The organism is Pseudomonas libanensis (genome assembly GCF_001439685.1).
In the GTDB taxonomy this organism is placed as follows: domain Bacteria; phylum Pseudomonadota; class Gammaproteobacteria; order Pseudomonadales; family Pseudomonadaceae; genus Aquipseudomonas; species Aquipseudomonas libanensis.
The window spans coordinates 498,485-513,600 of record NZ_JYLH01000002.1; the positions used below are offsets into that span (position 1 = coordinate 498,485).

Here is a 15,116-nt window from a genome sequence, read left to right on the forward strand (position 1 = left end):
GGTGCGACGATTCGACTTGCTCCCTCCCACATTGGTCCTGTGTTGGCTGGGAGAGGTCATTTGATGCGGTAGTGGAAGGTGTTGCGCACTGCCGGTACGACCACGGCCTTGCCGTCAACGATCCTCGGCTGGTAGCGAAAGGTATTCGCCGCCGCCAATGAAGGCCGGATAAACAGTGGGTGGCAGCCGTCCAGTACCTTGGGATTCTCCACGCGGCCCTGAATGTTGACGCTGTACTCCAAGGTGCAATCGCCTTCAATATTCTTGTCCAGGGCGCGCTCGGGATAGTCCGGCGCTGCCTTGCTCAGGGGCTGATATTGGCGGCTGTCGAAGGCTGGCGCAGGTTTGGCAGCGCGGGCTTTTTCAGCGGCCAGGCGTTGCTGATCGAGGCGTTGTTGTTCCAGCTCGCGGTTGCGTTGTTCGGTGGCAAGCCGCTCCTGCTGTTGCTCGGCTTTCTTTTCCTCGACGCGTTTACGCGCCAAGGCGGCTTTCTCGAGTTTTTGCACCTGGACCTGCGGATCGACCCTGGGCTTTGCCGGCACCGGCTCAGGCTCAGGGGGTACGGAGGTGGCCACCAGCGGTTCAGGCGCGGGCGCAGCTGGCAGCATGACCAACTGCGTGTGCATCACCCGCGGCGCATCCACCACAGGCATTGGCGTCGACCAGCCCACTATCAGCGCGGCCAGCACGCCCACATGCAGCGCCACCGCCAGGCCGGCGGCGAGGCCGTTTCTCCAAACTCCCGAAGCATCCCTGGGCGCCATCGCCGGCGTGGGATTGTGCATGATCATCGCCGTCATTGCGGGGCCTCGGTCACCAGTCCCAGGTTGCTGACACCGCCCTTCTGCAATACCGCCATGGCCGCGACCACCCGGCCATAACCGGCGTTGTCGTCAGCGCGGATATATACCTGGGTGTCGCTGCGCGCCGCCACCACCTGCATGACCTTGGCGCCCATTTCGTCCAGGCTTACGGCGCTGTCGGTCTGGTGATGGGTATCGAGTTCGCCGCCGAGGTTCCAGTAGTAGCCACCGTCGGCCTTTACCGACAGCGTGAGGATCTGCTGGCGGGTGTCGGTGGCCAGCGCCTCGGCGGCGACCTTGGGCAGTTCGATCTTCACGCCCTGGGTCAGCATCGGCGCGGTGACCATGAAGATCACCAGCAGCACCAGCATCACATCGATATACGGCACCACGTTCATTTCGGCCTTGGGCCCGTGCTTGCGTTGCGGCCTGACTAACATGGAAATTGCTCCTTTCAGGCGGCCACGGCCAGGTTGCTCGACGTACCGCGCAGGGAGCGGTGCAGGCGCACTTGCAGTTCATTGCCAAACGCGTAGTAGCGGGTGAGCAGTGTCTGGCCGCGGGCCGCGAAGCGGTTATAGGCGATCACCGCGGGGATGGCCGCAAACAGGCCGATGGCCGTGGCAATCAAGGCTTCGGCGATGCCCGGCGCTACGGTGGACAGCGTGGCCTGTTGCACCTGGGACAGGCCGATAAAGGAATTCATGATGCCCCACACCGTGCCGAACAGGCCGATGTAAGGGCTGACCGATCCCACGGTGGCGAGAAATTGCAGGCCCTTTTCCAGCTCGATCTCCTGCTCGGTGATCGCTACCTGCAAGGCGCGCTCCACGCCTTCGAGCACCGCCGGGTCATGATTGTGCAGGTGCTGGTATTCCTGGACCCCGGCGATAAAGATCGGCGCGATGCCGCCCTCGCCCGCCTGCTGGATCTCACGGGACAGCGCCTGCAAATCCGGTGCGGCACGAAAACGCTGCACGAAACCGTTCAACTGCCGTTCCAGGCGGCGCAGCACACTGGCGCGCTGGATTATCAGGTACCAACTGAGCAAGGACGCCAACAGCAAGGTCAGCATGACCGCCTTGACCAACAGGCTGGCGTCGCTGATCAACCCCCAGATCGTCATATGTTCCATCGTCGCGTGCATGGTGAAGCTCCTATTCGATTGAAAATGGATGACTGCCTGATGACAGGCTCAAGGCAACTTCAAGGCGCGGGCTACCTCGGCCCAGGGTACGAACTTGAAGTTTTGGGTTTGCTCGGGCATGCGCTTGCGCCCGTCCTGCACCACCAGCATGCCCTGGCTCCATGGCCCGCCGAGGTTGACGGCCGTGACCTCGAGGCCGTCGGTTTCGGAGGCACCATCGATGCCGGCGGCGGCATTCAAGCCAACGCGCAGGGCACCGTGCACGGCAAACGGCGGTTCGGCGTCCACCACCAGGTAGCTGTCATTGCCCTGGCTGGAGATCACCAGGTAGTCACGTTTATCGCTCTGGTACAGCGCCAGGCCCTCGACATCCGCATGCAGCTGCGGGCCGACCTTGATCACGCTGGTCAACGTCGCCGGCTGATCGGCGCGTGCATCCACCGCCCATACACCGACGTCTTCCTCACCGATAAACAGGCGCTGGCGCTGATCGTCGGCCACGCAGCCTTCGGGTTGGCTGTCGACCTTGAACTGGCGCACCAGCTCGCCTTGCACACGCCCGTGCGGCGCGCTGAGACGGTATTGCAGGAAGGTGCCGTCCTTGCCGTTGGCAATCGCGTAGATCTCGCCGCTGGCGGGCTGGAACAGGCAGATGCCATAGATGTCCTTGAGCGGCGTGGGCACTTCACCGGCTTCACGCAGCTCGCCGCTCTGACGGTCGATGCTGAACAGGCTCAGGCTGTTGCGGTCACGGTTGCTCGCCACGGCCAGGTCGACCGTTTGTGCACCGAGCTTGAAGTTGGAGCGTACGTCGACGTTATTCAGACGGCCCACCGCCAGCTCCTGCAACAGCTTGCCGTCGAGGTCGTAGGCGAGCAGGCCCTGTTTTTTGTTGGTGCCGAGCACACGGCTGCTGGCCGGCGTCTGGGGGTGAATCCAGATCGCCGGGTCATCCGCCGCATCGCCCTGACGGCCGACCGGATCGCTCTGGCGCAAAGCCGCAACCTCCGGCAACACTGGGGCGACTACAACGGGCTTGGCCTGCCAGTCGAGCCTGGCCTGGTAGAGCTTGCCGCTGTCGTCATCGCGCACCAGCAACTGGCGGCCATTGATCGCCAATTCCTGCGGTTCTTTCAGACCCGCCAGGCTCAAGCTCGATTGCTCCGCCCAGCGCTCGCCGGTTTGCTGGAACAGGTGCAACTGGGCGGTCTTCGGGTCCAGCGCAACCATGCCACCCGGCACCAGCGCCATGGCCCCGGCTTCGCGCTTGGGGTTGTCGAACAGCGCCACCGGTGTGCGTTTCACATCGGCTTCCGGGTGCGCAGGGTAGGCCCACCAGCCGACATTCTCTTCATTGACCACCAACTGCTGGGTGGCGTCGTCCACCTGGCAGAACTGCGCCGACGGCGGCAGCGGCAAACCGCGTACCCGCTGGGGTTCGGTGAGCAGGGTCGAGCCGTTGCCTACCAGCCATTGCTCGCCCTTGCCCTCTTCGCCCACCAGGAATACGAACAGGTTGGCCGCCGAATCGCGATAAAGGCACAGGCCATTTACCGAGTAGTCACGGGTTGGCAAGTACAGGGGCTTGCCCCAGTTTTTGCTGGCGGTATCCAGACTGACCAGCAACGCCTGTTGGCGGTCGTTGTCGAGGCTGGCGACCAGTACCTGGGCGCCTGCGACGCGGGTGTCGAGGCTGGTGAAACTGCCTTTGAAGCGCGCCAGTTCGGCGCCCTGGCTGTCGAGCAACAACAGGCCGTCACGGCGGCTGGCGGCCAGGCGTTCGGTGGCGTTGGGCAAGAACGCCAGGGCTTCGGCATTCAGGCTCGGTGCCCAAGGGGACATGGCCAGGTCAGCGGCGAAGGCATTGGCGCTGGTGAGCAGCGCGATCAACAACTGAAGCGTGGAAAATCTCATGAACATACAAATCCTTCGAAAACAATGAAGATCCAATGTGGTTTAGAAATGGGTGAAGGTCAGGCCAACCTTGTAGGTCGGGCCGTACTCTTCGTACTGGCCGTTGTAATTGCGGTGGCCGGTGTAGACGAAGTACGACTCATCAGTGAGGTTCTGGGCCTCGAAGCTGACTTGCAGGTTCTTGGTCACTGAGTAGCGCGCACTGAAGTCGACGAAGGTCTGCGCGTCGACGTGCAGGTCATGGGCCTTGTCGTTGATCGAGGCCAGTTCATACAGGTAGGCCGATTTGTAGTTAGCCGACAGGCGCAGGCTGAGCTTGTCGTCCTCCCAGCCAAGCATCAGGTTGCCAACCGTGTCCGACTGGTTGGGCAGGCTGATACTGCGCTTGCGGTTGCGCCCGCTGGCGCTGTCGAAACCCTCGATATCCGCGCTGGACCGGCTGAAGGTGCTGTTGGCGCCGACCAGCAAGCCGTTCCATGGCGCGGGTAGCCAGTCGAACTTCTGTGAGTAGGCCAGCTCCAGGCCGTAGAGCTTGGCGCTGTCGCCATTGGCGTAGGTGTGGGCCTCGGAAAAATTGGTCCAGGCACCCGTGCCAGCCACGTCGGTGTTGTAGACGAAGTTCTGGATGTCCTTGTAGAACACGAACGCCGACACGGTGCCGGCGCGGCCCATGAAGTGTTCGATGCCCAGGTCCAGGTTGCTCGATTCCAGGGGCTTGAGGTCCGGGTTGCCGAAGGTGGCTTCGTCATCATCGATCACGAAACCCGGCGCCAGCTGGCCGAATGTTGGGCGCACCACGGATTTGGTCCAGGCAGCGCGCACCTGGGTGTTCTTATCGATCTGATAACGTGCGTGCAGGCCCGGCAACCAATGGTGATAACGCCGCTTGGTCTCTGTGGCGCTGAACTGGCCGTCGGTGGCGCCGGTGCCCTTGGCTTCGAATTCGGTGCCCTCGTAGCGCATCCCGGCGATGAACCGCCAGTCGTCGATATCGACGGTGTTCATCAGGTAGCCGGCATTGATATCTTCGCGGATGGTGAAGTCGTTGACCCTGGATTCGGTCGGGTCGTAGAAATCATCCCGATTGAGGCCACCAATCAGTTGGCGAATATTGCCCGCGCTGATGCCTGGGCCATATCGGCCGAGACGGTAGTCGACGCTGCCCTTCTGGAACTGCGTGAGGTTGAGCTGTTCATCGCTGAAGCCTTGCTGATCCAAGTCCTTGTAGACCCAGGCCTCCAAGTCGTTGTCCTTGTTGCGGCGGCTGACCTTGCCACCGAACTTGAACTGGGAGGCATAGCCACTCAGGTCATAGTCACGGGCCAGGTCCAGGCGCAGGTTTTTCTCGGTGTCCTTTGTGTACTGTTTCTCCCAGTCGACCTTGTCGAGGCTGAAGTTGCTGGCGTCGTAGAAGCCGCTGCCGATGATCGGGCGGGGTTTGTCCTTGTCGTAGAAACCGCTGTTGGCAAAGTCGCCGCCGTCGAAGGTGGCGCCCGCAATGTGCGCCGGGCTGTCTTCGCTGGATTGGCTGTAGCCGGCCTGGCCGCTGAGGGTCCACAGGCCCAGCATGCGTTCGCCGCCGAACACATAGGACTGGATTTGCTGGGTTTCCTCACGATTTTTCAGCTTGCGCTTGCCCTCGGCATCGCCCAGTTCGCCAGGCGCTTGCGGGTCGGCAAATTCAAGGCTGGCGGCGTTGCGGGTTTCGGTGTCCTTGTAGCGGCTGTAGAGGGTGCGCAGGTAGTAGCTGCTGAGGTCGTCGGGCTTGTAGTCGAAGTTCAGGCCGCCACCGGCGCGTTCGCGGCTGATGTCGTAGTCGCGCTGTTCGAATTCGTTGAGCCTGGCGCCGTCGGTGAAGTCCCAGGCGCCACCGGTTTCGACGTTGTCTGAGCCAAAGTCGCGCTTCTGCCAGCTCAGCGCCGCGGCCACGCCGAAGTTGTCGATGCCGTCGCCGAGGCTGAAGCGGTTACTGGCGGCACCGGAGAATTTCGGGCTGGTCTGGCCGGTGTTCTTGTCGTAGCTGGCTTCGGTGCTACCGGTATAGAACAGGCCCTTGTGATCGAACGCCGACAGGCTCTTCACATCCACGGTGCCACCGAGAGAGTTGGCGTCCATGTCCGGGGTCAGGGTCTTGATCACCGACAGCGATTGCACCAACTCCGAGGGCAGCACATCGAGGGCCACGGCGCGGCGTTCGCTCTCCGGCGCGGGCACCAGGGTGCCGTTGATGGTGACGCTGTTGAGGTCCGGGCCCAGGCCGCGCACGCTGACAAAACGCCCTTCGCCCTGGTCGCGCTCCACGCTGATGCCCGGTAGGCGCTGCACCGCTTCGGCGACGTTTTCATCCGGTAATTGGGCTACACCGTCGGCATGTACCACGCTCTTGATGCTGTCGGAAGAACGTTGTTCCTTGAGGGCGCTGTCCATGGCAGCGGCCTGGCCGACCACTTCGACATGCTCGGTGGTGGCCGCCTCGGCCGCCGTGAGCCGCTCGCTGGCCATCGCCAGGGCAAAGGCGGTAAGCGTGAAGCTGACGAGCCCGGTGCGCTTGTACATGCAATCCTCCCCAAGAATCCGTTGGCGCCAGGCAAGAGGGCCCGGCAACTGGGAGGGCACGCTAGGGGTGGGGGATGACGGTTCTGTGACAGCATTGAGTGGTCATGTCCGTAAACCGCAGGTTTGCACGGATTTTTGGCTTGGAATGAGCTGATATGACCTGTGAAGGTCACCTGTGGGAGGGGGCTTGCCCCCGATATAGGTGGATCAGTCAGCCAATTTATAGCTGACACACCGTTATCGGGGGCAAGCCCCCTCCCACATTTTTTGATCTCCAGTGTGTTTGAGATGAGCTGATTCGACCCTCGCCCACTGTCATCCAACGGTCACATCCATCTGCTGTGCTGGCGCCCATCGCTCATTCGCCCAAGGAATCGCAGCCATGCCTGGCGTGCTCAAGCCCCACCGCTGGAAACTCTCATTGCTGCTGATCGCCGCCAATCTCGGGCTGATCCTGCACCTGGCCTGTGGCGAATTGAAAAGCATCAGCGAGTGGGTGTGGCTGGATATTGTCGGCGAAGGCGGTTCCGCCCTGCTCGCCCTGGTATGGCTGGGACTGGTGCTCAAAAGCCGCCCCGCCGGGCGCGTCACCAACTACCTGGCGCTGGGCCTGTCGTGCATCTTTTTCTCCTGGTGGATCGACAGCCTCGACGAGTTTATCCGCCTGCCCGACAGCATCACCTGGGACCATTGGCTGGAGTCGGGGCCGATGCCGGTGGGCATGGTCCTGCTGACCATCGGCATCTACCACTGGCACCGCGAACAACTGGCGATCAGCGCGCAGATGGAAAAACGCGAGCGGCTGTTCCGTGAGCATCGGCTGTTCGACAAACTCACGCCGCTGGCCGGCGCCGATTACCTCAAGCGCCAGTTGGCCGACAGCCTGCAAGACAGCCGCGACCAGCAACAACCGCTGTCGCTGCTGGCCCTGGACCTGGACAACTTTGCCGCCATCAACCAGGCCTACGGGCATGCCGAGGGCGACGCGGTACTGCAGGCCCTCAGCCATTTGCTGCTGCTCAACCTGCGCCGCCAGGACCTGCTGTGCCGCCTGGCCGGGGACCGCTTTGTGGTGCTGCTGCCCAATACCGGTGAACGCCAGGCCAGGGAGCTGGCGCTGGAGTTGCAGCAGGCAGTGCTCGGCCTGGCCCACAAGACCCGGCACCAAGGCGAACGCCTGCAACTGGCCGCGACCACCGCCGTGGTCATGGCCCTTGAAGAACCGCCCCAGGACTTGCTCAAGCGCCTGAACCTGACGTTGGCCAGGGCCAAGCAACCGCTTGCGAAAAGTGCCTGAGATGACCGTGAAAACCAGCTGGTATGAAGCCGACAGCCGCTTCATCCCAGGGCATTACCAACCCGCCACGCTGATCGACCTGGCCTTGTCCCGCGACATCGACAGCCATCGCCTGCTGCGCGGCACCGGCCTGTTTCACGAGGACATCCTGGCTGGCACCGCGCACCTGAGCCCGCAACAGTTCTTCGGCCTGATCGGCAACAGCCGCAAGTTATTGGACGCCGACGACAGCAGCTTCTTGTTTGGCCAGCGTCTGCTGCCGGGCTATTACGGCGCCGCCAGCCACGCCCTTGGTCATGCGCAGAACCTGCACCAGGCCCTGGAAATCCTGATCCAGCAACAGGTGCTGCTCAGCCCGTTGGCCACCCTGCAACTGGAGCTGGATGAGCATCGCGCCTACCTGTACTGGCTGGACAGTTGCGGCGCCGGCGAGCATTGGCGTTTCCTGCTGGAAGCCTGCATGACCTCGCTGGTTGCCATGAGCCAATGGCTCAGCGGCGAGCGCCTGCCATGGGCATGCAATTTCAGCCATGCCGAGCCGCGTTATATCGAGCAGTACTGGGTGCATCTGGGCGAAGACACGCGCTTCGAACGCCCGCTGGACATGATGAGCATCCCGCGTGAGTACCTCACCCGCCCCTGGCCTGGCGCCTCGGCCACGGCCGGTCAGGTTGCGCGTCGGCAGGCCCGCGAGCAGATCGAACAGCTGGGTTTTGCTGGCAGTTTTCTCGACTGTCTCTACGACTACCTGCGCGACCAGGTACGTCAGCCGCCCAGCCTGGAACAGGCGGCCCAGGCCTTCGCCATGAGCCCGGCGACCCTCAAGCGCAAGTTGAACAAGCACAACACGGGTTTTCAACAGCAGGTGGACCGGGTACGCAAGCAGGTGGCGTTGCACCTGTATCAGCTCAAGGGCTACAGCAATGATGAGGTGGCGGCGTACCTGAACTTCAACGATGCGGCGAACTTCCGGCGTTCATTCAAGCGCTGGACCGGCAGCACCCCGAACCTGATCCGCCAGCTGTTCAACAGCCGCTAGCCAGGCGCTCGCGTAAGAACTCCACCAGCGCCTGCACCGGCCGTGAGCTTTGCCGGTGCTGGGGATACACCGCCGACAGGGTCAGGGCTTCGGGGGCGAAGTCGTCCAGCAGTGTCACCAGGCGCCCATCTTTCAACGCATCCGCGACGATAAAGGTCGGCAGGTAGGTCACCCCCAGCCCGGCAATGGCGGTATCACGCAACAACTCGCCGTTATTCACGCGCATACGCCCACTGACATTCAACCCCTGCAACTTGCCTTTGAAGCGCCACTGCACCTGGCGACCATGGCCGTAGGGCAGGCAGTCATGCGCGGTCAGGTCCTCGGGTTTCAACGGCGTGCCCCGCAGCGCCAGGTAATCGGGGCTCGCGCAGTACACCCGCTGCACGCTGGCGATCCGGCGGGCGATCAGGGTGGAATCTTCCAGGGTGCCGATGCGCAGCACCAGGTCGTAGCCCTCGCCGATCAAGTCCACCGGGCGGTCGCTCAGGTCGACTTCCACCGACACCTGCGGATGACGTTGCAGAAACAACGGCAGCAGGCAGCCCAGGTGAGCCATGGCGAATGACAACGGCGCGCTGAGGCGGATGGTGCCACGCGGCTCGCTGTTCTGGCCGGCGATGCCCTGCTCCACTTGCTCGATTTCACCGAGCAGGCGCAGGGCGGATTCGTAGTAGCTCTGCCCCAAAGGCGTGACATCCAGGCGCCGGGTAGAGCGATTGAGCAGGCGCACGCCGAGGCGCTCTTCCAGCTGGATCAGGCGGCGGCTGACGAATTGCTTGGACAGGCCCAGTTGTTCGGCAGCAGCGGTGAAACTGCCGGACTCCATGACCTGGCAGAACAGGCGCATGTCTTCGAAGGGGTTCATTGTCGCTTCTCGGTGGACGATGGGCTGATTTATAGCGGGTTCAGAGGCACACCACAAACCTAATGTGGGACACAATCAAATGTGGGAGGGAGCTTGCTCCCTCCCACAGGAGATTACCTACATCGGGCAGATCTGCTTACTTGGCGGTGAACGCCGAGTAGCTGTTCATCAGGTTGCGGTAGTTGGGAATGCGCGGCGACAACAGGTTGGCCAGGCCTTCCATGTCGTTGCGCCAGTCAACCTGCAGCTCGCAGGCCACCGAGAACCAGTTCACCAACTGCGCACCAGCGGCAGTCATGCGCGCCCAGGCGGCTTGTTGCACGGTTTCATTGAAGGTGCCGGAGGCGTCGGTGACCACGAATACCTCGAAGCCTTCGTCGAGGGCGCACAGGGTCGGGAAGGCTACGCACACATCCGTGACCACGCCGGCAATGATGATCTGCTTGCGACCGGTCGCCTTGACGGCCTTGACGAAATCTTCGTTGTCCCAGGCGTTGATCTGGCCAGGGCGGGCGATATACGGGGCGTCCGGGAACAGTGCCTTGAGCTCTGGCACCAGTGGGCCGTTGGGGCCGCCTTCAAAACTGGTGGTCAGGATGGTCGGCAGGTTGAAGAACTTCGCCACGTCGGCCAAGGCCAGCACGTTGTTCTTGAATTCGTTGGGGGAGAAATCCTGCACCAGGGAGATCAGGCCGGTCTGGTGATCGACCAGCAGGACAACCGCGTCATCTTTGTTCAAGCGCTTGTAAGTCATGGGGTAACTCCTTGGGTTTCTGGATTAAAAGGCAAAGCATGAACAGCCAAACGCACCCCAGAAGCCCTGGAAGTCGCTGACTGGCACGCTGGAAAGACGGGCTTTTTCATGGCTGTGGGCATGCACGCCGCACGGGCCGCTGCACTGGTGCACCTGGGCCTGCAAGGGCGAGGACGGACGCCAGTGCCCTGGTACCTTGACCACCGGCGACCAGTCCGGCAGCACCGGCACGCGGGGTGGGGCGAAGTCTTCGAAGTCACCCGCGCCGTATACCACCTTGCCGCCGACCACGGTCAGCACCGACTCGATCCACTTGATGGCTTCCTCGTCGACACTGAAGAAGTCCGCCGACAACGCGGCCACGTCCGCCAGCTGGCCGACCTTGATCTGGCCTTTCTTGCCCTGCTCGGACGAGAACCAGGCGCTGCCGTGGGTAAACAACTCCAATGCGGTGAGGCGCGGCAGGCCTTCGGCGTGCAGCTCCAGGCCGCCAACGGTACGGCCGCTGACCATCCAATACAGCGAGGTCCACGGGTTATAACTGGAGACCCGCGTGGCATCGGTGCCCGCCCCTACCGGCACGCCTTCGGCGAGCATGCGCTTGATCGGCGGCGTGGCTTCGGCGGCCTTGGCACCGTAACGCTCGACAAAGTACTCACCCTGGAAGGCCATGCGGTCCTGGATCGCAATGCCACCGCCGAGGGCGCGCACGCGCTCAATGTTTTTCGGGGTGATGGTTTCAGCGTGGTCGAAGAACCACGGCAGGCCATTGAAAGGAATGTCGCGGTTAACCTTCTCGAACACGTCGAGCATGCGCGAGATCGATTCGTCGTAGGTGGCGTGCAGGCGGAACGGCCAGCGCTGTTCCACCAGGTGGCGTACCACCGGCTCCAGCTCCTGTTCCATGGTCAGCGGCAGGTCCGGGCGCGGTTCGAGGAAGTCTTCGAAGTCCGCCGCCGAAAACACCAGCATTTCGCCAGCGCCGTTGTGACGCAGATAGTCATCGCCCTGATGCAGGGTGACGCTGCCGGTCCAGTTCTTGAAGTCGCTGAGTTCTTCCTTGGGCTTCTGGGTAAACAGGTTGTAGGCGATGCGCACCGTCAACTGTTGATCCTTGGCCAACTGTTCGATCACCGCATAGTCATCGGGATAGTTCTGGAAGCCGCCGCCGGCATCGATGGCGCTGGTCAGGCCCAGGCGATTGAGTTCGCGCATGAACTGGCGGGTGGAGTTGACCTGGTATTCCAAGGGCAGTTTCGGGCCCTTGGCCAAGGTCGAATACAGGATCATCGCGTTAGGTCGCGCCACCAGCATGCCGGTGGGGTTGCCGTGGCTGTCGCGCACGATCTCGCCGCCTGGCGGGTTGGGCGTGTCCTTGGTGTAGCCGGCCACCCGCAACGCGGCGCGGTTGAGCAAGGCGCGGTCGTACAGGTGCAGCACAAACACCGGAGTGTCCGGCGCGGCCTGGTTGAGTTCTTCGAGGGTGGGCATGCGTTTTTCGGCGAACTGGAATTCGTTCCAGCCGCCGACCACGCGCACCCATTGCGGCGTAGGGGTACGGTCGGCCTGGTCCTTGAGCATGCGCAAGGCATCGGCCAGGGACGGCACGCCTTCCCAGCGCAGTTCGAGGTTGTAGTTCAGCCCGCCGCGGATCAGGTGCAGGTGCGAGTCGTTGAGCCCGGGGATCACCGTGCGGCCCTTGAGGTCGATGACCTGGGTGCCGCTGCCGCGCAGAGCCATGGCCTCGCCGTCAGTGCCGACCGCGACGAAGCGCCCGTCGCGGATGGCGACGGCGGTGGCGCGTGGGTTTTCCCGGTCCACGGTGTGGAACTGGCCATTGAACAGAATCAGATCGGCGTTCATAGGGTTTCCTTTACAGAAGGTTGAAGCCAGGGAGCGAACAGGCGGGTGGCCGCCGGCATCAGCAGGTACACCACCAACAGCACAATGGTCAGGGTGACCAGGAAGGTGGAGACCACGTAGTTGGACAGCAACGGGTGCAGGCGCAGGATCGGCCCCCAGATAAACGGCAGGAGCAGGGTCTGCGGCAAAATCACGCACAGGCTGACCACTGCCTGCTTCCAGCGCGGCGGCTGGGCGGCGCCCTCGGCCTGGGGCGCGAACCAGAACTCATTGACGGCGCCGATTTCGGTCTGGTCGCCGTCCGCCAGCATCGGCGCGGCTTCGTCGATCAGGGCCCGGCGTTGGGGAGAGTCGAGCCACAGTTCCAGGGCGTCGGTGGAGCGATAGCGCAGCACACAGGTGAACAGCGCCATACCGTTCTGCCGACTGCGTACCACATCGACGCCCAGATGGCCGGGGCGCTCACCGGCAATACGCACGATACGGCGCAGCCAGGCTTCGTACTCGGTTTCGCGCCCGGGCTTGACCCGGTGCTTGACCACCAGCGTGACGACTTCGTCCGGGCTGGTCTTGGGTGTTGGGTCCATGGTTGGGTGACTCCCCCGCAGGATTGAGCGATGGGAGGAGTCTGGTGGGAATTGGAAGCGCAGAATTGGATGTATGTGCTGTCCGACCGGCAAAGGCAAAAGTATCGGAAGGCCTCATTTGCGACCTTCCGGCGTTTCTGCTACTAAGCGATAACTACTGTGAGGTCTCAGCTCTTTTTTTCGTGACCCACTCCCTGAAACGAAAACTTCAGCTCCTTACCTACCCCGCCGACTTTTGTTGTTTCATGAGTCCCTGTTGTCGAGTTCCGGTACCTGCCGTATAACCCGTCGCCTTTGATTGAACCTACTTTGACATTGCCTTCAGCATCCGTAGTAAAGGGCGCAGAAAAACTGCCACTGGTCGGCGCAATCTGTGAACTCCGGTTGATTCTCGCGCCGTAGTGTTCGACGAACCCTCTGTTGTTACCGGATAACGCGGCATTCTGGTCAACCTCGATGTCTTTGACATGCTGCTTGACCCCTGGGTTATCAGGATCCGTGACATCCTGGATGTAGCCCTTCAATATCTTGGGGTTCTCAGGGTCTCGTTCAACAGTCAGGTTATATTTATTGCCAAATTTGAAATCCACCAGGGTGCTATTGCTGCCACCTGCCCCACCATCCGCCTCGGCACGGCCCTGGGGCGCAAAAAAATGCGAACCAAACCCCGAAAACGTAATCAGCGCCTTGCCATCTTGCCGCGGCTGCATCCCGATATAACCGTTACCCAGGGATTTACCGTTTTCATTAATAACGCCGAACTGCATCGCGTAATAAATCCCCCCATCCTTGGCACTCTTTCTTTGGGCTCCCTCAGCAATACTCATTGGAAAGGTAATATTGCTCAACCCTTTGCCTGAGGTCGGCAGTGAATAACTCACGCCATACAGACCATTCGGTGCTGTAGCCTCTTTCTTAATTTCATGTTTCGGATCGCTTACGTGGTCCAACTTTGAGGTTTCGGTAATACTCGCCGGCGAATCAGGCCGTGTCGCAGTACTCCTTTTTGCGCGCGTGGTGGGAGTTTCCGAAGAGGTGGCATGATCGCCCGGTTGTTCCTCGGTCACGCCCCCCGCCGTTGGCGCTGGAGCGGTCAAAGAAGGCTCAGGGTCTATATGTGGAACAAAATGCGGTTTATTGATATGCATGTTTGGCTACAAGTCCTCTATGGAAAAGCTAACCCATGGTAGAAGGCTCATATCACAGCAAGCTGCCAGAAAAAGCGCTTGGACGCCTAGGAGTTTGCTGTACTTCAATGCCCATCAAGTGTTTCTTTGGCTGATGGGTAGACCTATCCACCCTCTCTCGACATATGCTCCGCAATCCGCCCCCGCAACCAGCGCTCCGCCGGATCATTGTCATGCACTCCGCTCCACACCATCGACAGCTCCGCTGCGTCAATCGCAAACGGCGGCTCTTCGGCGCGCAAGCGGGTGCCCTCGGTCAGTGCGCACGCGGCATAATCCGGCACGGTGGCGATAATCTGCGTGCCCGCCAGCAGTGCGCGCAACCCGCTGAACTGCGGTACGGCCAGCACCACACGGCGCGAACGGCCGATGCGTGCCAGGTCCAGGTCGATATTGCCGCTCAAGTCCCCTGAAAACGACACCATCGCATGGGGCCTGGCGCAGTAGTCATCCAGGGTCAGCGGCGCCACGCCGTCATCGCCGCGCAGTACCTTGCAGGGGATGTCCCGCAGTTTCTTGCGCTTGGCATTGGCCGGCAGTTCGGTGGTGTAGCTGACGCCCACCGAGATCTCACCGCTGGCCAGCAGTGCCGACATCAACAGGTAATTGGCCCGGCGCACCACCACGATGATGCCCGGTGCTTCTTCGCGCAGTTGGCTGAGCAACGCCGGAAACAGCCCGAACTCGGCGTCATCGGACAGGCCGATGCGAAACACCGCGCTGCTGCTGGAAGGGTCGAAGTCCTTGGCGCGGCTGACGGCGCCCGAGATGGTGTCCATGGCCGGTTGCAGCTCCTTGAGTATCGCCACCGCACGGGGCGTGGGCTCCATGCCGCGGCCGTTGCGCAGCAGCAGTGGGTCGTCGAACAAGTCGCGCAAACGGCCCAATGCAGCGCTCACCGCCGGTTGGCCCATAAAGAGCTTTTCGGCGACCCGGGTCAGGTTTTTTTCGAACATCAAGGCTTCGAAAATCACCAGCAGGTTCATGTCGACGCGGCGCAGGTCGTTGCGGTTCATGGCGGTATCCAAACGTTTTCCAGACAGTCAGGGAAGCATATCCGCACTCCCCGCGATTGCATGCCTGTGCTGTCTTTTCCACGCC

At 62.0% G+C, this 15,116-nt stretch carries 13 protein-coding genes; 2 read left to right on the forward strand and 11 right to left on the reverse strand.

Features of this window, described 5'->3' with window-relative positions; genetic code table 11:
* Positions 1 to 56 precede the first annotated feature (56 nt).
* Genes TU73_RS04825 through TU73_RS04845 form a run of 5 tightly spaced genes read right to left on the reverse strand, consistent with a single transcriptional unit; the run spans position 57 to position 6,420 of the window.
* The gene (locus TU73_RS04825) at positions 57 to 800 is read right to left on the reverse strand and encodes an energy transducer TonB (RefSeq protein WP_057011222.1); all 744 of its coding nucleotides are present in this window, start codon (positions 798 to 800) and stop codon (positions 57 to 59) included.
* Positions 797 to 1,243: a protein TolR gene (gene tolR / locus TU73_RS04830; RefSeq protein WP_057011223.1), complete on the reverse strand. Its 447-nt coding sequence runs from the start codon at positions 1,241 to 1,243 to the stop codon at positions 797 to 799. Before tolR ends, TU73_RS04825 begins: the two co-directional genes overlap by 4 nt.
* A gap of 14 nt (positions 1,244 to 1,257) precedes the next feature.
* Positions 1,258 to 1,950, reverse strand: a complete 693-nt coding sequence (gene tolQ / locus TU73_RS04835) for a protein TolQ (protein ID WP_057011224.1) — start codon at positions 1,948 to 1,950, stop codon at positions 1,258 to 1,260.
* A 48-nt stretch (positions 1,951 to 1,998) separates the two neighbouring features.
* Complete coding sequence (locus tag TU73_RS04840; RefSeq protein WP_057011332.1) at positions 1,999 to 3,864, reverse strand: phytase; 1,866 nt, start codon at positions 3,862 to 3,864, stop codon at positions 1,999 to 2,001.
* Positions 3,865 to 3,906: 42 nt separating this feature from the next.
* Complete coding sequence (locus TU73_RS04845) at positions 3,907 to 6,420, reverse strand: TonB-dependent receptor (RefSeq protein WP_057011225.1); 2,514 nt, start codon at positions 6,418 to 6,420, stop codon at positions 3,907 to 3,909.
* Positions 6,421 to 6,802: 382 nt separating this feature from the next.
* Here TU73_RS04845 and TU73_RS04850 point away from each other — a divergent pair, with 382 nt between their 5' ends.
* Positions 6,803 to 7,717, forward strand: coding sequence for a GGDEF domain-containing protein (locus TU73_RS04850; RefSeq protein ID WP_057011226.1), 915 nt, complete (start codon positions 6,803 to 6,805; stop codon positions 7,715 to 7,717).
* A gap of 1 nt (position 7,718) precedes the next feature.
* Positions 7,719 to 8,756 carry an AraC family transcriptional regulator gene (locus tag TU73_RS04855; protein WP_057011227.1) on the forward strand — a complete coding sequence of 346 codons (1,038 nt, stop codon included), beginning with the start codon at positions 7,719 to 7,721 and terminating at the stop codon, positions 8,754 to 8,756.
* On the opposite strand, the gene TU73_RS04860 is transcribed toward TU73_RS04855, so the two are convergent.
* From TU73_RS04860 to TU73_RS04885, 6 genes are all read right to left on the reverse strand, one after another.
* The gene (locus TU73_RS04860) at positions 8,743 to 9,624 is read right to left on the reverse strand and encodes a LysR family transcriptional regulator (protein WP_057011228.1); all 882 of its coding nucleotides are present in this window, start codon (positions 9,622 to 9,624) and stop codon (positions 8,743 to 8,745) included. The two genes, TU73_RS04855 and TU73_RS04860, sit on opposite strands and share 14 nt — an antisense overlap.
* Before the next feature lie 136 nt (positions 9,625 to 9,760).
* Positions 9,761 to 10,378: an isochorismate family cysteine hydrolase YcaC gene (gene ycaC / locus TU73_RS04865; RefSeq protein ID WP_043051487.1), complete on the reverse strand. Its 618-nt coding sequence runs from the start codon at positions 10,376 to 10,378 to the stop codon at positions 9,761 to 9,763.
* A 24-nt stretch (positions 10,379 to 10,402) separates the two neighbouring features.
* Positions 10,403 to 12,241, reverse strand: a complete 1,839-nt coding sequence (locus TU73_RS04870) for an amidohydrolase (RefSeq protein ID WP_057011229.1) — start codon at positions 12,239 to 12,241, stop codon at positions 10,403 to 10,405.
* The gene (locus TU73_RS04875) at positions 12,238 to 12,828 is read right to left on the reverse strand and encodes an antibiotic biosynthesis monooxygenase (protein WP_057011230.1); all 591 of its coding nucleotides are present in this window, start codon (positions 12,826 to 12,828) and stop codon (positions 12,238 to 12,240) included. The genes TU73_RS04870 and TU73_RS04875 overlap by 4 nt, the downstream gene beginning before the upstream one ends.
* Positions 12,829 to 12,995: 167 nt before the next feature.
* The gene (locus TU73_RS29280) at positions 12,996 to 13,976 is read right to left on the reverse strand and encodes a hypothetical protein (RefSeq protein ID WP_244887700.1); all 981 of its coding nucleotides are present in this window, start codon (positions 13,974 to 13,976) and stop codon (positions 12,996 to 12,998) included.
* Between the two features lie 143 nt (positions 13,977 to 14,119).
* On the reverse strand, positions 14,120 to 15,031 hold the full coding sequence (locus tag TU73_RS04885) for a LysR family transcriptional regulator (protein ID WP_057011231.1): 912 nt from the start codon (positions 15,029 to 15,031) through the stop codon (positions 14,120 to 14,122).
* Between the last annotated feature and the right edge of the window lie 85 nt (positions 15,032 to 15,116).